At 65.0% G+C, this 19031-nt stretch carries 16 protein-coding genes; 10 read left to right on the forward strand and 6 right to left on the reverse strand.

The genetic code is table 11. The features are described 5' to 3' along the window. Positions 1–3: 3 nt before the first annotated feature. The 4 genes from JJE66_RS35655 to JJE66_RS35670 form a co-directional block, all read right to left on the reverse strand. Entirely contained in the window at positions 4–303 is a 300-nt protein-coding gene (locus tag JJE66_RS35655) for an acylphosphatase (protein ID WP_200520473.1), read from the reverse strand. After that, on the reverse strand, positions 300–1166 hold the full coding sequence (locus JJE66_RS35660) for an oxaloacetate decarboxylase (RefSeq protein WP_200520474.1): 867 nt from the start codon (positions 1164–1166) through the stop codon (positions 300–302). The genes JJE66_RS35655 and JJE66_RS35660 overlap by 4 nt, the downstream gene beginning before the upstream one ends. An 80-nt stretch (positions 1167–1246) precedes the next feature. Further along, a complete protein-coding gene (locus tag JJE66_RS35665; RefSeq protein ID WP_200520475.1) occupies positions 1247–3262 on the reverse strand; it encodes an acetyl/propionyl/methylcrotonyl-CoA carboxylase subunit alpha in 2016 nt (671 codons plus the stop codon). Between the two features lie 187 nt (positions 3263–3449). After that, complete coding sequence (locus tag JJE66_RS35670; protein WP_200520476.1) at positions 3450–4541, reverse strand: putative zinc-binding metallopeptidase; 1092 nt, start codon at positions 4539–4541, stop codon at positions 3450–3452. A 207-nt stretch (positions 4542–4748) separates the two neighbouring features. Between JJE66_RS35670 and JJE66_RS35675 the strand changes: the two genes are divergently transcribed. The 8 genes from JJE66_RS35675 to JJE66_RS35710 all read left to right on the forward strand — a co-directional run bounded on the left by JJE66_RS35675 (position 4749) and on the right by JJE66_RS35710 (position 14616). Beyond that, the gene (locus JJE66_RS35675; protein WP_200520477.1) at positions 4749–7226 is read left to right on the forward strand and encodes a PAS domain-containing sensor histidine kinase; all 2478 of its coding nucleotides are present in this window, start codon (positions 4749–4751) and stop codon (positions 7224–7226) included. Positions 7227–7268: 42 nt separating this feature from the next. Next, positions 7269–7709 carry an EamA family transporter gene (locus tag JJE66_RS35680; protein ID WP_200520478.1) on the forward strand — a complete coding sequence of 147 codons (441 nt, stop codon included), beginning with the start codon at positions 7269–7271 and terminating at the stop codon, positions 7707–7709. A gap of 32 nt (positions 7710–7741) precedes the next feature. Continuing rightward, complete coding sequence (locus JJE66_RS35685; protein WP_200520479.1) at positions 7742–9196, forward strand: PAS domain-containing sensor histidine kinase; 1455 nt, start codon at positions 7742–7744, stop codon at positions 9194–9196. After that, positions 9181–10542, forward strand: a complete 1362-nt coding sequence (locus JJE66_RS35690) for a sigma-54 dependent transcriptional regulator (protein WP_200520480.1) — start codon at positions 9181–9183, stop codon at positions 10540–10542. The genes JJE66_RS35685 and JJE66_RS35690 overlap by 16 nt, the downstream gene beginning before the upstream one ends. A gap of 111 nt (positions 10543–10653) precedes the next feature. Next, complete coding sequence (locus JJE66_RS35695) at positions 10654–11349, forward strand: hypothetical protein (RefSeq protein ID WP_200520481.1); 696 nt, start codon at positions 10654–10656, stop codon at positions 11347–11349. 41 nt (positions 11350–11390) lie between these two features. After that, positions 11391–12014, forward strand: coding sequence for a hypothetical protein (locus tag JJE66_RS35700; RefSeq protein WP_200520482.1), 624 nt, complete (start codon positions 11391–11393; stop codon positions 12012–12014). 48 nt (positions 12015–12062) lie between these two features. Further along, positions 12063–13340 carry an MFS transporter gene (locus JJE66_RS35705; RefSeq protein ID WP_200520483.1) on the forward strand — a complete coding sequence of 426 codons (1278 nt, stop codon included), beginning with the start codon at positions 12063–12065 and terminating at the stop codon, positions 13338–13340. A gap of 25 nt (positions 13341–13365) precedes the next feature. Next, positions 13366–14616 carry an arsenic transporter gene (locus JJE66_RS35710; protein WP_200520484.1) on the forward strand — a complete coding sequence of 417 codons (1251 nt, stop codon included), beginning with the start codon at positions 13366–13368 and terminating at the stop codon, positions 14614–14616. A 68-nt stretch (positions 14617–14684) separates the two neighbouring features. On the opposite strand, the gene JJE66_RS35715 is transcribed toward JJE66_RS35710, so the two are convergent. Next, positions 14685–16049 (reverse strand): MFS transporter, encoded by a 1365-nt coding sequence (locus JJE66_RS35715; protein WP_200520485.1) that lies wholly within the window; start codon positions 16047–16049, stop codon positions 14685–14687. Positions 16050–16108: 59 nt separating this feature from the next. Further along, positions 16109–16876: a GntR family transcriptional regulator gene (locus JJE66_RS35720; RefSeq protein WP_200520486.1), complete on the reverse strand. Its 768-nt coding sequence runs from the start codon at positions 16874–16876 to the stop codon at positions 16109–16111. A gap of 175 nt (positions 16877–17051) precedes the next feature. Here JJE66_RS35720 and JJE66_RS35725 point away from each other — a divergent pair, with 175 nt between their 5' ends. Together JJE66_RS35725 and JJE66_RS35730 are read left to right on the forward strand one after the other, a co-directional pair. Next, positions 17052–18251 carry a mandelate racemase/muconate lactonizing enzyme family protein gene (locus JJE66_RS35725; protein WP_200520487.1) on the forward strand — a complete coding sequence of 400 codons (1200 nt, stop codon included), beginning with the start codon at positions 17052–17054 and terminating at the stop codon, positions 18249–18251. Positions 18252–18263: 12 nt separating this feature from the next. Beyond that, on the forward strand, positions 18264–19031 hold the full coding sequence (locus tag JJE66_RS35730; RefSeq protein ID WP_200520488.1) for an SDR family oxidoreductase: 768 nt from the start codon (positions 18264–18266) through the stop codon (positions 19029–19031).

A 19031-nucleotide genomic window follows, 5' to 3' on the forward strand; every position in this document is an offset into this window, starting at 1 on the left:
CCTCTACACCGTTGGCAGCACCGAAAACGCTTCCCCTGCCCTGCGCAGGTTCAGCTCGTCCGCACTCGCCGTCTCGCTGGTGACGCTGTCGACGCGCGACGACGGCGGTCCGTGGCGACACAGTGCGACCATATCGGCGACGTGCTTCGGCGTGCCGGCGAACAACGCTTCCACGCTGCCGTCGCGGCGGTTGCGGACCCAGCCTTCGAGGCCGCTTGCGGTGGCCTGGTATTCGACCCAGGCCCGGTAGCCGACGCCCTGGACGCGGCCGCGGATCATGACCTGGAGGATCGCCCGGCTCATGTCTTCAGCCCGAGAAGATCGGCACTGCGCGCCTTGACCTCGGCCTCGCGCATGACGCGGCCCGTCAGTTCCGCAGACGGCAACCCCTTGAGCGCTTTCGGCGCCGTGCCCTCGCGCAACGCTTTCTGGGTCTCGTACACGGCCTGCGTAGCGGCCGCGATCGGCGCGTGGCCCTGGAGCGCGATGCGTACGCGCTGGCCCGCGAGATAGTCGATCGCGTTCAATTCGTCCGGCGCGCCACCGAGAACGATCGGAAGACGCGTCGCGGATACAATGGCCTCGAGCTCCGCGCGCGACTTGATGCCGGTGAAGAACAACGCATCGACGCCGGCGGCCTCGTAGGCCCTGGCGCGGCGGATCGCGTCCTCGAGCGAAGTGATCGAGGCGGCGCCGGTGCGGCCCATGATGACAAGCGAGGGATCGCCGCGGCCGTCGAGCGCGGCCTTGATCTTGCCGACGCCCTCCTCCAGCGAGATCAGCTGCGCCTTCGCTTCGCCAAACGCGGCGGGCAGCAGCGTGTCCTCGATGGTGAGGCCGGCGGCACCCGCCGTCTCCAGCTCCTGCACCGTGCGGCGCACGTTGAGCGCATTGCCATAGCCGTGATCGGCATCGACCAGCACCGGCAGGCTTGCGGCGCGCGACATCCGCCGCATCTGCTCGGCAAGCTCGGAGAGCGTGATCAGCGTGATGTCGGGATCGCCGAGCACGGCGAGCGAGGCGACCGACCCGCCGAACATGCCGAGGGGAAAGCCGAGGTCCTCGGCGATGCGGATCGAGATCGCGTCATAGACCGAGCCGGGATGGACGCAGGCTGAGCCCGATAGAATGGAGCGCAGTTTCTCGCGGCGGGAACGAAAGGCCATGGTGCCCTCTCAACTGTTGCGACGCAGCCGCAGCATACTCCAGCGTTGGTGGGCCCCGGTTAGGGCCCCGCTCACACGCGTTACGCAAACTCCAGGATCAGCGCATCCACCGCCAGCGTCGCACCGGCACTGGCGTGCACCTTCTTCACCGTGCCGTCCTGCTCGGCGCGGAGCACGTTCTGCATCTTCATGGCTTCGACCACGGCCAGCGTCTCGCCGGCCTTGACCTCCTGCCCCTCGGTCACCGCAATCGAGACCACCAGGCCGGGCATCGGACAGAGCAGCTTCTTGCCCGTGTCGGACGCCGTCGTCACCGGCATCAACCGCGCGGAGGCTGCTTCCGCCTCGGTCCAGACATAGACCGGCACTTCGACGCCCTGGTGCGCGAGGCGGATGCCGTTCGCAATCGGGCGCGCCTGCACCGCGACGAGCTGGCCGTCGATGGTGCCCTGCCAGACCGGATCGCCCGGCTTCCACGGCGACTGCAACAGATGCGCTTTGCCCACCTTGCCGTCGGCGTTGACGAAGCTCACCGCGATCGCCTCGCCTTCGCGCGCAACCTCGAGCGGGATCTCCTGGCGATCGAGCCACACCGCGCGGCGGCGCTCGCGCTGCACGATCCGCCCGCCCATCTGGCCCGAGATCTGCCGCTTGCGCTCGCCGAGCACATGGTCAATGGCGGCGCCGACCGCGGCGATCCGCCGCGCGACCTCGCCTTCGGGCACGCGCACCGCAAAGCCCTTGGGGAATTCCTCGGCGATGAAGCCGGTCGAGAGCCGGCCCTCGCGCCAGCGCGGATGATGCATCAGCGCCGACAGGAACGGGATGTTGTGGCGGATACCGTCGACATAAAACGAATCCAGCGCGGTCGCCTGCGCCTCGATTGCCGCGGCGCGCGACGGCGCATGCGTGACGAGCTTGGCGATCATCGGATCGTAATGGATCGAGATCTCGCCGCCCTCCTGAACACCGGTGTCGTTGCGCACGGTGATGCCGTCATTGCTCACTTCCCCAGGCGGGCGGTATTTCACCAGCCGTCCGATCGAGGGCAGGAAGTTGCGGAAGGGATCCTCGGCATAGAGCCGCGATTCCACCGCCCAGCCGGTCAGCGTGACGTCCTTCTGCGTAAGCTCGAGCTTCTCGCCGGCAGCGACGCGGATCATCTGCTCGACGAGATCGACGCCGGTCACGAGCTCGGTGACGGGATGCTCGACCTGGAGACGCGTGTTCATCTCGAGGAAGAAGAAGCTCTTGTCTTGCCCTGCGACGAACTCCACGGTGCCGGCGGAATCGTAATTCACGGCCTTGGCCAGCGCGACCGCCTGCTCGCCCATCATTCGGCGGGTGGCTTCATCGAGCAGCGGCGACGGCGCCTCCTCGATGACCTTCTGGTTGCGGCGCTGGATCGAGCATTCGCGCTCGCCGAGATAGATGACGTTGCCGTGCTTATCGCCCAGCACCTGGATCTCGATGTGGCGGGGATCGACAATAAACTTTTCGACGAAGACGCGATCATCGCCGAACGAGGCCTTGGCCTCGGCCTTGGCGAGATTGAAACCTTCGGCGACCTCGGCCTTCGAATGCGCGATGCGCATGCCCTTGCCGCCGCCGCCGGCGGAGGCCTTGATCATCACGGGATAGCCGATCTCGTCGGAGATCTTGACCGCGTGCTTGTCGTCCTCGATGACGCCGAGATAGCCGGGCACGGTCGAGACTTTGGCTTTCGCGGCCGCCTTCTTGGATTCGATCTTGTCGCCCATCGCGGCGATCGCGCCCGGGTTCGGGCCGATGAAGACGAGGCCGGCGGCTTCCAGCGCCCGCGGAAATGCCTCGCGCTCGGACAGGAAGCCATAGCCGGGATGTACGGCCTCGGCGCCGGTCTTGCGGCATGCCTCGACGATCTTCTCAATCACCAGATAGCTCTCGGCCGCGGCCGGCGGGCCGATCAGCACCGCCTCGTCGGCCATCTCGACATGCAGGGCGTCGCGGTCGGCCTCGGAATAGACGGCCACCGTCTGAATTCCCATCTTGCGGGCGGTCTTGATGACCCGGCAGGCGATTTCGCCGCGATTGGCGATCAGAATGCGTTTGAACATGCTTTTCTTGAATCTCGACCTTGGGCGGGACCCTTCCCCTTAGCCGTTCGGACCTATCGGGGACGGGCCGTGTGGCACCCGTGGTACATCAAAATGGGCCGGAGGCAACGGTCTAAATCCGGCCCTTCCGGCGTACCAGCGCAAGACCGAAATGAACGTGGACGGGCTTGGCCCGCCCTCGGGCAACCTACGGCCTGGCCTTGGACTCGGACCTGGACTCGGACTTGGCCACGTCCCGGACCAGGCCGTGAATGAAGTCAAGTTTGGCGACCACCGCCGGCGACAGGATGAAGGGATAGAGGTCGCGCATCCCCATGGCGCGGTTGACGCTGTTCATGGCGAAGGCGAAAGGCAGCCATGCGTCGATGAGCGCCCGGATGTCCCTGGCCTCGTAGGGGTTGAAACGGATGCGTGCCGTCAACTCCCCGTCGCGGTCGACCTTGGGCCGCACCTCCATGCCGAACTCCGAGGCCATCTCCAGCGTATCGACGATATGGAGATAGTGCGCCCAGGTTTCGGCAAAATCCTCCCAGGGGTGCGTGGTCGCATAGGCCGACACGTAATTCTGCTGCCAGTCCGGCGGTGCGCCGTCGGCGTAGTGGCGCTGCAGCGCCTGGCCGTAGTCCACGGAATCATCGCCGAATACAGCACGGCATTCCTCCAGCTTGCCGCCATCGCGCACCAGCACATCCCAGAAATAGTGGCCGACCTCATGTCGGAAATGCCCGAGCAGCGTCCGGTACGGCTCGCCCATCTCCAGCCTGCGCCGCTCGCGCTCGATGCCGTCAGTTTCGGTGAGCGCGATCGTGATCAGGCCGTTGTCATGGCCGGTCAATATCTTCTGCCCGCTATTCGGATCGTCGGCGAGGAAATTGAAGATCAGCCCGTGCTCGGGATTGTCCTGCCGGTTTTGCAGCGGCAGTTGCCAGCGGATCAGGGAATAGAACAGCCGGTGTTTTGCCACCTCCAGGGCGCGCCAGCCTGCGAGCTGCGCGGGATCGGAGAGATCGGGCACGATGCCGTTATGGCGGCAGGCGCGGCAATAGCCGGTGGTATCGCTCGCATCCGTCAGCCAGTTGCATGCGTCATATTCGGCATTGCGGCAGAGCATCCGCCCTGTGCCCTTGTCGGCGAGCGTGGTCCAGGTCGCGCCGTCAGGCTCGATCGCCGACATCGTCTCCTTCTCCGGCAGGAACGCGACCCGGTGTCCGCAACGTTCGCAGGCGCGGTTCTCGAAATAGAGCACGTTGCGGCAGGCCTGACAGACAAAGAGCTTCAAGATTTAGCCTCTTGGGAAAGGGAGTTTTACGAATAACAGTTGTGGTGCCTCGCAGATACGCCGCCGACGGCTCATCGTTCCAATGTGCGGAACAAATAGCCGGACCCCGCGTCCGTCGCCACACGCCGTTAAGCGGGGCGTTTCCTAATCTATTCCCTTTTGAGCAATGGCTATCACGCTTTGTCTGTGTGAATATCGGCCCGGCACGTGCGCTTCCGCATCACAACGGCCGACGCCTTGAACGATCCTACGCCCGAAACCACAGCCGCCGAAAAGCTGCGCCAGCATCTCGAAGAGATCGCGCGCGAGCGCGACGATGCCTATCGCGCCCTCCAGGAGCGCGAGGCCGAGCTCGCGCGCATCCAGCGCATCGCTGGCGTCGGAGGCCTCGAGATTGATTTCCGCGACGGCGTGAAGAACCGGCGCACCCCCGAATATCTCCTGATCCACGGCCTGCCACCGACTGCCGCGAACGAGAGCTACGACGACTGGATTGGCCGCGTTCATCCCGAAGATCGCGAACGGACGGTCCGCCATCTCTTCGACACCCTCAAGGGCGACGGCAAGGACTATGCGGATCGCTACCGCATCATCCGCCCCAATGACGGCGAGATGCGCTGGATCCGCGTCGTCGGCAAAATCGAGCGCGATGCGGGCGGCCGCGCGGTACGGCTGGTCGGCGCCGACCTCGACGTCACCGACCAGATGCTGGCGCAGGCCACGCTGCGCGAGAGCGAGGAGCGGTTTCGGCTGATCGCCGACAGCGCGCCGGTGCCGATATGGGTGACGAAGCTCGATCGCACGCGCTCCTTCGCCAACCAGGCCTATGTCGACTTCGTCGGCTTGCCTTACGACCAGGCCATCGCCTTCGACTGGCGCAAGGTGCTGCATCCCGACGACCTGCCGCATGTGTTGCAGCAATCGGTCCAGGGCGAGGCGTCGCTCAAACCGTTCGTACTGGAGGCCCGCTACAAGGACGCCCGTGGCGACTGGCGCTGGCTGCGCTCGGAATCGCAGCCGCGCTGGGATCCGACCGGCAAACATATCGGCTTCATCGGCGTCGCCCATGACATCACCGTTGCCAAGCGGGCCGAAATCGAGCTCAGGCAGCTCAACGAGACGCTGGAAGAGCGCATCGTCGAGCGCACCGCCGAGCTCGAGGCCAACGAGGCGCGGCTGCGCGCGATCCTTGGGACCAGCAACCAGTATCAGGGCTTGGTCAACCTCGAAGGCGAGCTGCTCTACGCCAACAAGACCGCGCTCGACGGCATCCGCGCCGAGGCGAACGACATCATCGGAAAACCGTTCTGGGACACCCCCTGGTTCAGCACCACCGAAGGCGTGAGCGCCGCGGTGCGCGAAGCCTTCGACACCGTCCTCAAGGGCGAAGCGGTGCGGATGGAGATGCGGCTGCGCCTGCCCATCGGCGAACGCGATTTCGAGTTCGGCATGCGCCCCGTGCTCGACCGCCACGGCAACATCACCGGCGCGGTACCCGAGGCCGTCGACATCACCGAGCGGCGCCGCGGCGAAGAGGCACTGCGGCAGTCGCAGAAGATGGAGGCGATCGGCCAGCTCACCGGCGGCGTCGCTCACGATTTCAACAACCTCCTCACCATCATCCGCTCGGCGACCGACTTCCTGCGCCGCCGCGAGCTGCCGGAGGAGCGCCGCCGCCGCTATGTCGATGCGATCTCGGATACCGTCGAGCGCGCCTCCAAGCTGACGGCGCAGCTACTGGCTTTCGCGCGCCGGCAACCGCTGAAGCCGCAGATCTTCAACGTCGGCAGCCAGGTCGAGAACGTGGCGCAGCTGGTCCGGCCGCTGGTCGGCGGCCGTATCGAGATCGCGGTGGATGTCCACGATGCCGGCTGCTTTACGGTCGCCGACATCGCGCAATTCGAGACCGCGCTGATCAACCTCGCGATCAACGCCCGCGATGCCATGGACGGCGAAGGCCATCTCACCATCGCGGTGCGCAAGGTCGAGGGCATTCCAAGCCTGCGCGCGCAGTCGGCACGCGGCGGCGATTACGTCGCGATCTCCGTCGCCGACACCGGCAGCGGCATCGCGGCGGAACACCTCGACTCCATCTTCGAGCCGTTCTTCACCACCAAGGAAGTCGGCAAGGGCACGGGCCTTGGCCTGAGCCAGGCGTTTGGCTTCGCAAAGCAGTCCGAGGGCGACATCGCGGTAACGAGCACGCCCGCACAAGGCGCGACCTTCACCATCTATCTGCCGCAGGCGCAAAGCCCGGCGGCCGAGAAGGAAGCCGCGGCCTTGACCCACGAGGGCGCCACCACCGGGCGCGGCTATCGCGTGCTGGTCGTCGAGGACAATGACGATGTCGGTCAGTTCTCGACCGAACTCCTGGAGGATCTCGGCTATGTCGTCCGTCGTGTCGCCAACGCCAACGCCGCGCTCGCCATCCTCGGCGAAAACGAATTCGCCGTCGACCTCGTGTTCTCCGACGTCATCATGCCCGGCATGAACGGCGTCGAGCTCGCCGGCATCATCCGCGAGCGCTATCCGGGGCTGCCGGTGGTGCTCACGAGCGGCTACAGCAACGTGCTCGCCGAAAACGCCCATCGCGGCTTCGAGCTGATCCAGAAGCCGTATTCGGTGGAGTCGCTGTCACGGATATTGCGCAAGGCGATCACGGAGAAGCTGTCGGTGGCACGGTGATGTTCGTCGTCCTCCATGACAACTTGACCCCTTAGGTAGCCCATGAAACCCGCCCTCTTCTCCGCCTGGCAGACCTGGGCGTTGCTCTCAGCCTGCTTCGCCGCGCTGACCGCGATATTCGCCAAGGTCGGCGTCGAGAACATCAATCCGGATCTCGCCACCTTCATCCGAACCATTGTGGTGCTGCTCGCCTTCTCGGTGCTGCTGTTCTTCACGGGACAGTTCGCGGTGCCTTCGGCGGTCTCGTCAAAGACCTGGCTATTCCTGATCCTCTCGGGATTTGCGACCGGCGCGTCATGGCTATGCTATTTTCGCGCCCTGAAGCTCGGCCCCGCCACGCTGGTGGCGCCGATCGACAAGCTCAGCGTCGTGCTGGTGGCCCTGTTCGCTTTCGCCTTTCTTGGCGAGCGCCCGACCGCCCAGGGCTGGCTCGGCATCGCCATGATCGGCGCCGGCGCGGTGCTGCTGGCGGTGAAGTTTTGAAACACTGATCCCGGAGACACTCGTTCTCAAGCATGCACTCGCTCCGCTCCCGATTGCTGGCGCTTTGGATCATGCTGGTCGTCTCCGGCCTTGCTACCGGCTACCTGCTGTTCGAATCGTTCCAGCAGACTTCCAATGCGCGGCTGGCCCGCTCCGAGGAGCTGGTCGCCCGCGCCTGCCGCGAGCTCGCCGATCGCTACCAGCTCTTCGTCGCCGCTTGGCACGGGGCTCCGATCGATGATCAGCTCAGACAGCAACTGACGGCCGTCACGCAAACGGCGCTTGCGGTCACGAATGGCGTCGAAGGCGGGATATGGAAGGCCGACCACGGCTCGCTCGCCTATGCGTTTCCCACCTATGAAGGCACGGGACCGAAGACCGATCTTCCCGCAGCCGAGCTGAAAACCATCCGCGAGGTCAATGCCGAAGCGCTCCGATCCGGCCGCGCGGCATCGATCAGGCAGCCCGGCCGGTCGCAAGTTCTGATCGTCCACGCCTGTCCCTTGCGCGGGCCCCTGCCGGGGATCACCGGATGGACTATGACACGTGCCTTCACCGCAGAAGGCCCGGCGTATAATCAGCTGCTTGCCGGCCTCATCTTGCTTGCATTGACCATCTTCGGTTCGGCGGCGTGGCTCGCGCGCGTCTTGTATGTCTGGTCGCGCAAGATCGATCAGATCGAAACTGCACTGGATGACCGCAAGAACGGACTGGTCGATCTGCCGAAAATTGCGCCCACCGGCGCGCCCGAGCTCGACCGCCTGGTCGATGCGCTCAACAGCACCGGCGAGCGGCTGTCGGCGGAGCGTCGCCGCGCCGCCGCTGCCGAGCGGTTGGCGGCGCTCGGCCGCATGTCGGCGGGACTCGCGCACGAAATCCGCAATCCGATCGCCGCAATGCGGCTAAAGGCCGAGAACGCCTTGGCCGCGACCGACGGATCGCGCAGCTCGGCAGCTTTGAACACGATTCTCCAGCAGGTGGACCGGCTGGATGCGTTGTTGCGCGACCTTCTGGAAATGACCCAGGCGCGCGATCCGAAATTCTCGGAGGTCGATCTTGCGGCTTTTCTCGCCCGCACCGTCGAGACCCATCGCGAGCTTGCAGCGGCGAGGGGCATCATCCTGACCGCCGGAACCGGGCCCGCGTTCGCGCAGTTACCGAAGTTCGATCCATCCCAGATGCAACGGGCCATGGACAATTTGATCATCAACGCCCTTCAAAACACACCTGCCGGCGGCGCGATTGCCGTCGAGGCACACCGGAAAAATGACATGTTGCTGTTGCGCGTGGCCGACACCGGTCCCGGAATTGCCGCAGAGCTGCGCGAACGGCTGTTCGAACCCTTCGTCACCGGCCGCGCCGACGGCACCGGTCTTGGTCTCGCCATCGTTCGCGAGATCGCACGACATCATCATGGCGACGTCCGCCTGCTCGAGGCCGCCGGCGGCGCAGTATTCGAGATCGAGGTCCCATGGCAACCATCCTGATCGTCGACGATGATGCGGCGCTACGCGAGGGCCTCGCCGAAGCGCTGACCGATCTCGGGCATACGCCCCGCCTCGCGGGCTCGGGCCGCGAGGGCCTCGCCGCCCTCGCCCGCGACGTCGACGCCATCCTGCTCGACCTGCGCATGCCCGGCGGCATGGACGGAATCGAGGTGCTGCGCCGGATTCGATCGGAGAACGACGCGCCGCCGGTGGTGGTGCTGACCGCCTTCGCCAGCGCCGCAAATACGATCGAGGCGATGCGGCTCGGCGCGTTCGACCATCTCAGCAAGCCGATCGGGCGCGATGCACTGAAAGCCCTGCTAGAGCGCTTGCCGGAGCGCAGGTCTATGGTCGGCGATCCGAATGACGAAACAGAGGACACCCTGATCGGGTCGAGCGAGGGCATGCGCCGCGTGCAAAAGGCGATCGGGCTTGCCGCCGACAACGACGCCATCGTGCTGATCCTCGGCGAGACCGGCACCGGCAAGGAGCTGGTGGCGCGCGCGCTCCATGTCCACGGCAAGCGCAAGGCTGGTCCCTTCGTCGCGGTCAATTGCGCGGCCATTCCCGAGGACCTGCTCGAGAGCGAACTGTTCGGCCATGTCAGAGGCTCCTTCACGGGCGCCACCGCCGATCGGGCCGGTGCCTTCCGCGACGCCGCCAACGGCACGCTGTTCCTGGACGAGATCGGCGACATGCCGCTCGCGATGCAGGCCAAGATCCTGCGCGCGCTCCAGGAGCAGGTGATTACGCCGGTCGGAGGCAAGCCGGTGCGCACCAATGCGCGGGTCGTCGCTGCCACCCACCGCGATCTCGCCAAGCTGGTGGCGGCGCATCAATTCCGTGAAGATCTCTACTACCGGCTCAACGTCGTGCCGATTGCAATCCCTGCGCTGCGTGAGCGACCTGCCGATGTCGGACCACTTGCTCGGCATTTCCTGGCGCGCGCGAGCGCTTCGAGCGGGCGGCACAAGCAACTCGATGCGGCTGCGCTGGAAAAATTGCGCCACCATGCCTGGCACGGCAATGTCCGCGAGCTCCGCAACGTGATCGAGCGGGCCTGCATCCTGACGCGCGCAGACATCATCGGCGCCGACGACATCGACATCGGCACAAGCAAGATCACGGCCGGCCCTGCGCAACCAGATTCAGACCTCCCCGCCGCCGTCGCCCAGTTCGAAATGGAAATGATCCAGCGTGCGCTGGAGGCCTGCGACGGCAACCGCACCGAAGCAGCACGGCGTCTCAACATCAACCGTCAGCTTCTCTATACGAAGATGCAGCGTTACGGCCTTGCCGAGCCGTCAGAAAATCTGACGGACCGTGTCGCGAAAGACGACGGCTGACATCGGCCTCTTCGGCGAATTTCTCTTTCGAAACAGCGATTATCCGGCTGGCACGTCGCTTGCTGAAGTCATCGCACGCGACAACGTCGCGAAATCGAAAGGAGATGTTCCATGAAGACGACACGCATGCGCGCGCTGTTTTGCCTGCTGCTCGCCACGACGGCGATCGGCGGCGGAGCAGCCGCCTACTCAGAGGCAAGAGATCCGATGTGGGATTCCTCGCAGCTCCCGGAATCGCGCGGAATCGTCAAGCAATACACGCTGACGCCGCGCGGCGATGTCGACGGCATCATTCTCACCGACGGCACCGAAGTCAAACTGCCACCGCATCTTACTGCGCAGACCGTATTCGCGATCCACCCGGGCGACGAGGTCTCGGTGCGTGGCCTGCACGCCCGCGTCCTACCGCTGGTCGACGCGGCGTCGATCACCAATATCGCGACCGGCAAGAGCGTCGTCGACGATGGTCCGCCTGACCGGCGCGGCGGCAATGATGATCGTGTCGTCGGCGGCAGGATCGCGCTGCAATTGCATGGCAAGCGCGGCGAGGTGAATGGCGTGCTGCTTGACGACGGGACCACCCTCCGGCTGCCGCCGCCGGAGGCCGAGCGCATGCAGGAGTACCTGCGCCAGGGCCAGACCGTCGCGGCGCGCGGCGACGTGCTCGACACCGTGCTCGGCAAGGTCGTCGATGTGAGGGCCATCGGCGCTTTCCCGGACCAGATGACGGAGCTGCGCGGTCCGCGTCCGCCCGGCCCGAAAGACGGCCCCGATCGTCGCGGCCCGCCGCCGCCTCCACGCGGCTGATCCTCATTCACAACCGAGACAAAACACGCAAAGGACTCAACATGCATTGGATCAATCCCGATAGCCTGCCCGAAGTCGCAGGCACCTTCGAGCGCTTCGTGCTCAATCCCCATGGTGAGGTCGATGGCTTCGTCATGACCGACAAAAACGCCGCCATCCTCGTGCACACACCTCCGCACCTGGATGGCGAGCTCACCAGTCACCTCGCGCTCGGCGACAGCGTCCGCGTGCGCGGGGTGCGTCCCCGCGGCGTCGAACTGCTGGCCGCGGTCGCCGTCACGACCGCGAGCGGCCGGCAAATCATCGACCAAGGTCCGGACCACGATCGCAAGCATCCGAAGGTGAAGCATGAACCCATGACGGCCGACGGCATCGTGCAGATGTCGCTGTTCGGGCCGAAGGGTGAGCTGCGCGGCGCACTGCTGTCCGACGGGACCGTCCTGCGCGTCGGCCCGAAAGAGGCCGAGCAGGTCGCAGCTCTGCTTGCGCCTGGAGCAAAGCTCGCGGCGCGCGGCGACGGCCTTCAGACCCGGCATGGCCGTGTGATCCATGCGCCGGAGCTTGGCCCAGACGCCGCGAGGCTGAAGCCGGTGCGGAAGCCGAAGCCCAAGGAAAAGGACAAGCACAAGGAGCCGAAGCACGAGGGCGACGCTCGCGCGGCCTGACGAAGGCCTCGCGCGAGGAAGAAAGCAGCCGTATTTCGGAGGACTCTGATGGCCGGAAATGTCGACCAAGGGCGCGCCGGCCGCGCGCTGGATGCGGCCAATTTCTTCCTCGCCGACGTCCGCGATGGGCTCGGCCCCTATCTTGCGGTCTATCTCCTGACCGAGCAGCACTGGGACGAGGCCAGGATCGGCCTCGTCATGTCGATCGGAACGCTGGCCGGTATCGTGGCGCAGACGCCGGCCGGTGCGCTGGTCGATGCAACGCGCGCCAAGCGGCTGGTGACGGCCGTCGCTGCCATCACGGTGACGATAGCGTCGCTGGCACTTCCATTGTTTCCAAGCTTCCTGCCGGTCGTGATTTCGCAAAGCCTCGCGCACGCGGCCGCCGTGGTTTTTCCTCCGGCAATCGCCGCCGTCTCACTCGGCATTTTCGGACACTCCGCCTTCACCCGGCGGATCGGCCGCAATGAGACGTTCAACCACGCCGGCAATGCGGTCGCGGCCGGGCTCGCCGGCCTCTCCGCCTGCTGGTTCGGACCGACCGTCGTCTTCTACCTTCTCGGCGCCATGGCGGTCGCAAGCCTCGCCAGCATCCTTGCGATTCCCGAGGAGGCAATCGACCACGATCTGGCCCGCGGCCTTCACGACACCGGCACGGGCAGCCAGCACGAACAGCCCTCCGGCCTCGGCGTTCTCCTGACCTGCCGTCCCCTGCTCGTCTTTGCAATCTGTGTGACGCTCTTCCATCTGTCCAACGCGGCGATGTTGCCGCTGGTCGGGCAGAAGCTCGCACTGCAGGACAAGAACATGGGCACCAGCCTGATGTCCGCCTGCATCGTCGCCGCCCAATTGGTGATGGTGCCGTTCGCCATGCTGGTCGGCGCAAGGGCCGACCGCTGGGGCCACAAGCGCTTCTTCCTCGCTGCGTTGCTGATCCTGCCGGTTCGGGGGACGCTCTATACACTTTCGGACAATCCGTTCTGGCTGGTCGGCGTGCAGCTGCTCGATGGCGTCGGCGCCGGCATTTTTGGGGCGATCTTCCCCGTCATCGTCGCCGACCTCATGCGCAACACCGGCCGCTTCAATGTCGCGCAAGGCGCTGTGATCACCGCCCAGAGCATCGGCGCGGCCCTGTCGACGACGCTCGGGGGGTTCGTCGTGGTCGGAGCCGGCTACAGCGCGGCCTTCGTCACCCTCGGCGCGGTCGCGGCGATCGGCGCTGTCGTTTGCCTCTTCGCCCTCCCCGAGACGCGGCAAATCGCCGATGCCGGTCGGCGCCCGCAGGGGAAGACAGCGGCATCAGCTTCCGCTATCGCTGCCGAATGAAATCATTCCATTTCAAGGATTGAACGTGCCGTCTGACGCCATCTGGGCCTGGAGCATCATCGCGCTTGCGACCGCAGGCGTCATCATCCGCCCGTTCCGCCTGCCGGAGGCGATCTGGGCCGTGATCGGGGCCGCCGCGCTGGTGCTGCTCGGCTTCCTGCCGTGGCAGGACGCGCTCACCGGGATCGAGAAGGGCATCGACGTCTATCTCTTCCTGATCGGCATGATGCTGATCGCCGAGCTGGCGCGGCTCGAAGACCTGTTCGACTATCTCGCAGCCCTTGCGGTGGAATATGCCGCCGGCTCGCCGCAGCGGCTGTTCCTGCTGATCTACATCGTCGGCACGATCGTCACCGTGTTGCTCTCCAACGACGCGACCGCGATCGTGCTGACCCCGGCCGTCTATGCCGCGACGCGCGCGGCCGGCGCCAAGCCGCTGCCTTATCTGTTCGTCTGCGCCTTCATTGCCAACGCCGCAAGCTTCGTGCTGCCGATCTCCAACCCCGCCAATCTCGTCGTGTTCGGCGCGCACATGCCGCAACTCACCGAATGGCTGCGCCTATTCGCCCTACCCTCGGCCGCATCGATCCTGCTCACTTACGTGGTGCTGCGCCTGACCCAGCATCGCGCGCTGAAGGAAGAAACGATCGCACGCAGCGTGCCGCATCCAAAACTCGGCCGCGGCGGCAAGCTGACGGCAGTTGGCATCATCGCGATCGGGGTCGTGCTGGTCACGGCTTCGGCACTCGACAAGCAACTGGGCTTGCCAACCTTCATCTGCGGCGTGGTCACGGCCACCATCGTGCTGCTGATCAACCGGCAGTCGCCCCTGCCCGTGCTGCGTGGCGTGTCATGGAGCGTGCTGCCGCTGGTCGGCGGGCTCTTCGTGATGGTGGAGGCGCTGGTGAAAACCGGCGTGATCGGGCAGCTCAGCGCTCTGTTGCACGAAGCGGTCGCGCAGTCGGTTCCGCAGGCTGCCTGGAGCGCCGGCATTGCGACGGGCGTCGCCACCAACGTCGCCAACAATCTGCCCGTCGGCCTCGTTGCAGGCTCCGTCGCCGCCAGTGATCACCTGCCCGCAACGGTCGTTAGCGCGATCCTGATCGGCGTCGATCTCGGTCCAAATCTGTCGGTGACCGGATCACTCGCGACAATCCTCTGGCTGGTCGCGCTGCGGCGGGAGAAGATCGAGGTCGGCGCTTGGCGGTTTCTCAAGCTCGGCATGCTTGTAACCCCGCCCGCCCTGATCGCGGCGCTTGCAGCCGCGATCAGGTAACGAGCAGACTCTATTTTTTGAGCATGATCTTTCTCGGAAAACCGCTACGCACTTTTCCGGATCATGCTCTAGTCGTTCTCGTAGCCATAGACTTCCGGCAGGATGAAGATTGCCGCACACAATCCGATCAGCGGGAAGATCGCGACGAACAGCGTGGCGCCGGCCTGCCCGATCGCCGCGAACAGCGATGGGAACAGGAAGATCGCCAGGAACGACGGCAGCTTGACGAACATGTAGGCAAAGCCGCTGGCGGTGCCGCGGTACTTCGGCTTGGCGACCATGGTCGGGATCGTCATGCAGTTCGAGGCGTCCCAATAATGCCCCCACAGCATCGCGGCGGCGGCGAACGGCAGCAGGATCGTGTTGTTGGTGTAGAGCGCGAAGGCCGCGACCAGCAGGGAAGCCAGCACGATGCCGAAACCGGCAATGGCGATGCCGCGATGGCCGATCTTCGGGGTCAAGAGCGGACCGACCCAGCCCGACACGGCGGCGAGACAGAACAGGCCCATCGTCACCAGATTGTTGCCGAGCACGCTCGACACGCCGACCATTACGAACAGCACCGGCAGATAGAACGCGAAGGTCGAGAACTCGCTGCCTTGCGCGAAGCAGGCGATCCAGCCGTAGATCGTGGCGCGCCAGCGGATCGGGTCCTGCTTGAGGTCGGCCAGGAAAGCTCGGGTCGAGACCTTCGGCATCTGCACGTCCTGGTCCGGCAGCATCGCGAGATCGTCGTTGAACATCTCGCGCGCGACCTGCTTGGCCTCGCGGTAGCGTCCTTTCTGGACCAACCAGACCGCGGTCTCCGGCACGTCGTGGCGCATGATCAGGATGATCAGCGCCGGCACCGCGCCGAGGCCGAGCGTCACCCGCCACAGCATCTCGTGCTGGATGTCGAGCAGCAGGAAGATCACGATGACGCCGATGGTCAGGACTTCACCGACCGCGAACATGAACTGCCAGCGGTTGCCCATGACCTCGCGCTCGCCCTTGGCCATGGATTCCATGATGTAGGTGTAACCGGTCGAGATGTCCGAGCCGAGCGGGACGCCGAGCAGGAAGCGGATCACGACGAGCCAGCCGACGCTGGGCACGAAGGCCTGCGCCACCGCCAGCACGATGAACATCACCATCGTCACCAGGAACATCACGCGGCGGCCGATCTTGTCGGACAGCCAGCCGCCGAGCAGTGCGCCGATCAGCGCGCCGCCTTGCGTACCAGCTGCGGCAAGGCCCAGCATCAGCGGATCGGGATTGTACTGTTCCTTGATGAAGATCAGCACGAAGGCGATCGAATAGAGATCCCAGGCCTCGACCAGGATCGAGGCCATCATCAGCCAGCCGACCTTGTTGCCCTTGGGACTGTAGTTCGTGATGAGGTAGCGGATCGCGGCTTCGCTCGCGGTTGGTTGTGGCATCGCCATCGTCGACATGTTTGGTCCTCTCTTCAAAACTCTTTACGCGCCAAGTACTTTTAAGCACCAAGTACTTTTCAGGCGCCAAGCAGCGGCTCGATGCTGCAATCGAGCAGCCGCGGATCGATGCCCGCCTCCATGCCCGTGAACATCTGGTCCATGTAGTCGATCAGGGCATCGCTCGCCTTCACCGCGTCCTCGACGCGACGGCCCGCGACGGCCGCGAGAATGGCGAGATGATGATCGATCGTGCTGGACAGGTCCGTCTGCCCCGGCATGAAGCGGTGGTGGATGTAGCCGATACGGCGATACAGCGTGTGCAGCGGCCGCAGCGTATGCACTAGGAACGGCTCGCCCGCGGCCTCCAGCACCAGCGCATCGATACGGCGGTCGATGCTGTTGAATTCGTCGAGGCTCAGATTGGCGCGGCGCTCGCGCAGGAGACGCTCGATGTGCAGCGCCTGATTGCGGTGCGAGAGGCTGGCACGATCGGCTGCAAGACGAATGACGAAGCGCTCCATGTCGCGGCGCAAAGCCAGCAGCATGCGCTCACGCGCCAGATCGATCGGCGCGATGTGCAGGCCGTGGCGCGGACGGATGATGATGAGCGTATCGGCGGAGAGACGATTGACCGCGTGGTGCACCGGCGTGCGACCGAAGCCGGTGATCTGCTGTAATTCCAGCATGGTCATGAACTGGCCGGGCTTGAGCTCGCAATGGACGAGGAGCTCTTCAATCCTCTGATAGGCCAATTCGAAGAAGTTGAGCCGGTTCCTCCGGGAGGGCTTACCCTCGCCGTCGTCCTCCTGTCTCACCACCTGGAGCGTGCGCTTGCGCCGTGCCATGTCTGCCTCCCGTCGGCCTGCGCTATCGCTGCAGGGCGGCGCCTTATTTGTGGCACCCTTAAAACATGTTGTGATATATTACAAGCAGGCGTAACACTTCCAGCGGTGCGCCACATGCTGCGGTGCGAAATGAAACAGGCCGGCGCAACGCGCCTGTGATGGGAGGGCAATTGCCGTGAAGATCACGTCGATCGAGACGTTGCGCACCGAGGAATTTTCGAACGTCATCTGGGTGCGCGTCCACACCGACACGGGCATGATCGGTCTCGGCGAAACCTTCTACGGTGCGGGCGCGGTCGAAGCGCAGATCCACGACACCTTTGCCGGCCGCCTGCTCGGCCGCAATCCCCTGCACATCGAGGCGATCCATCGCGACATGCTGAACCTGCCGATGGCGCAGTCCTCCACCGGCGTCGAATATCGTGCGGCCTCCGCAATCGACATCGCGCTGTGGGATCTGTTCGGCAAGGTCTGCAATCAGCCTGTGCACCAGATGCTCGGCGGCCTCTGCCGCGACAAGCAGCGCATCTACAACACCTGTGCCGGCACCCAATATGTCCGCTCGACCAATATCAGCCCGGTCGCCAACTGGAATCTCGGCGCCGCCAAGGGGCCTTACGAGGATCTCGACGGCTTCATGCATCACGCCGACGCGCTCGCCGAAAACCTGCTGGAAAATGGCATCTCGGCGATGAAGATCTGGCCGTTCGATCCTGCGGCACAGGAGAACAAGGGCCTCTACATCACCGCCGCCCAGATGAAGCACGCGATCGAGCCGTTCGAAAAAATCCGCAAAGTCGTCGGCGACAAGATGGAGATCATGGTCGAGCTCCACTCGCTCTGGAACCTGCCGACCGCAAAACAGATCGCGCGTGCGCTCGAGCCGTACAAGCCGACCTGGTACGAAGACCCGATCCGCATGAACTCGCCGCAGGCGCTCGCCGAATATGCGCGCTCGACCGACGTCTGGGTCTGCGCCAGCGAAACGCTGGGCTCGCGCTTCCCCTACAAGGACATGCTCGACCGCGACGCCATGCATGTGGTGATGGCGGATCTGTGCTGGACCGGCGGCCTCACCGAAGGCCGCAAGATCGCCGCGATGGCCGAGACCTACCACCGGCCCTTCGCACCGCATGATTGCATCGGCCCGATCGGCTTCATCGCCGCCATCCACATGTCGTTCAGCCAGCCCAACACGCTGATCCAGGAATCGGTGCGCGCCTTCTACAAGGGCTGGTACAATGAGCTCGTCACGACGATGCCGACGATCAAGGACGGCTATGTCTTCCCGATGGAAGGACCGGGCCTTGGCGTCGATCTCCTGCCCGCGGTGTTCGATCGCTCCGATCTGACCGTGCGTCGCTCCAACGCTTAAGGATTTCTCGAGATGAGCACTGCCCTCTTCGACCTTTCCGGCCGCACTGCACTGGTGACCGGCTCCTCGCGCGGGCTCGGCCGCGCCATCGCCGAGGGCATGGCCAAGGCCGGCGCCAGGATCATCGTCAACGGCGTCGATCCCAAGCGAGTCGAACAGGCCGTCGCCGAGTTTCGCGCCGCCGGCCATCAGGCCGAAGGTGCCGCCTTCAACGTCACCGACGAGCCCGCGATCGTCGCGGCGTTCAACGACTTCGACAAAAAGGGGATTGCGGTCGACATCCTCGTCAACAATGCCGGCATCCAGCACCGCAAGCCGCTGGTGGAGTTCACCACCGACGAATGGCGCAAGGTGATCGAGACCAACCTCACCAGCGCCTTCGTGATCGGCCGTGAGGCGGCCAAGCGCATGATCCCGCGCAAGCACGGCAAGATCATCAATATCGGTTCGCTCGGCAGCGAGCTCGCGCGCCCGACGATTGCGCCCTACACCGCCGCCAAGGGCGGCATCAAGAACCTGACCCGCTCGATGGCGGTGGAATGGGCCCAGCACGGCATCACGGCCAATGCCATCGGCCCCGGCTACATGCTCACCGACATGAACGAGGCGCTGGTCAACAACACCGACTTCAACAATTGGCTGATGGGCCGCATCCCTTCAAAGCGCTGGGGCAAGCCGGACGAGCTGGTCGGCGCTGCAATCTTCCTGGCCTCCGACGCCTCCACTTACGTCAACGGCCAGATCATCTATGTCGATGGCGGCATGATCGCCGCGATGTAG

The organism is Bradyrhizobium diazoefficiens, assembly GCF_016612535.1.
Classification (GTDB): Bacteria; Pseudomonadota; Alphaproteobacteria; order Rhizobiales; family Xanthobacteraceae; genus Bradyrhizobium; species Bradyrhizobium diazoefficiens_C.

What these genes read in the sequence shown, in the direction of transcription:
- JJE66_RS35705 (WP_200520483.1), top strand. Translation starts at nt 12,063, where the DNA reads ATGGCCGGAAATGTCGACCAAGGGCGCGCCGGCCGCGCGCTGGATGCG.
- JJE66_RS35720 (WP_200520486.1), bottom strand. Translation starts at nt 16,876, where the DNA reads ATGGCACGGCGCAAGCGCACGCTCCAGGTGGTGAGACAGGAGGACGAC.
- JJE66_RS35690 (WP_200520480.1), top strand. Translation starts at nt 9,181, where the DNA reads ATGGCAACCATCCTGATCGTCGACGATGATGCGGCGCTACGCGAGGGC.
- JJE66_RS35680 (WP_200520478.1), top strand. Translation starts at nt 7,269, where the DNA reads ATGAAACCCGCCCTCTTCTCCGCCTGGCAGACCTGGGCGTTGCTCTCA.
- JJE66_RS35665 (WP_200520475.1), bottom strand. Translation starts at nt 3,262, where the DNA reads ATGTTCAAACGCATTCTGATCGCCAATCGCGGCGAAATCGCCTGCCGG.
- JJE66_RS35715 (WP_200520485.1), bottom strand. Translation starts at nt 16,049, where the DNA reads ATGTCGACGATGGCGATGCCACAACCAACCGCGAGCGAAGCCGCGATC.
- JJE66_RS35730 (WP_200520488.1), top strand. Translation starts at nt 18,264, where the DNA reads ATGAGCACTGCCCTCTTCGACCTTTCCGGCCGCACTGCACTGGTGACC.
- JJE66_RS35700 (WP_200520482.1), top strand. Translation starts at nt 11,391, where the DNA reads ATGCATTGGATCAATCCCGATAGCCTGCCCGAAGTCGCAGGCACCTTC.
- JJE66_RS35655 (WP_200520473.1), bottom strand. Translation starts at nt 303, where the DNA reads ATGAGCCGGGCGATCCTCCAGGTCATGATCCGCGGCCGCGTCCAGGGC.
- JJE66_RS35660 (WP_200520474.1), bottom strand. Translation starts at nt 1,166, where the DNA reads ATGGCCTTTCGTTCCCGCCGCGAGAAACTGCGCTCCATTCTATCGGGC.
- JJE66_RS35685 (WP_200520479.1), top strand. Translation starts at nt 7,742, where the DNA reads ATGCACTCGCTCCGCTCCCGATTGCTGGCGCTTTGGATCATGCTGGTC.
- JJE66_RS35695 (WP_200520481.1), top strand. Translation starts at nt 10,654, where the DNA reads ATGAAGACGACACGCATGCGCGCGCTGTTTTGCCTGCTGCTCGCCACG.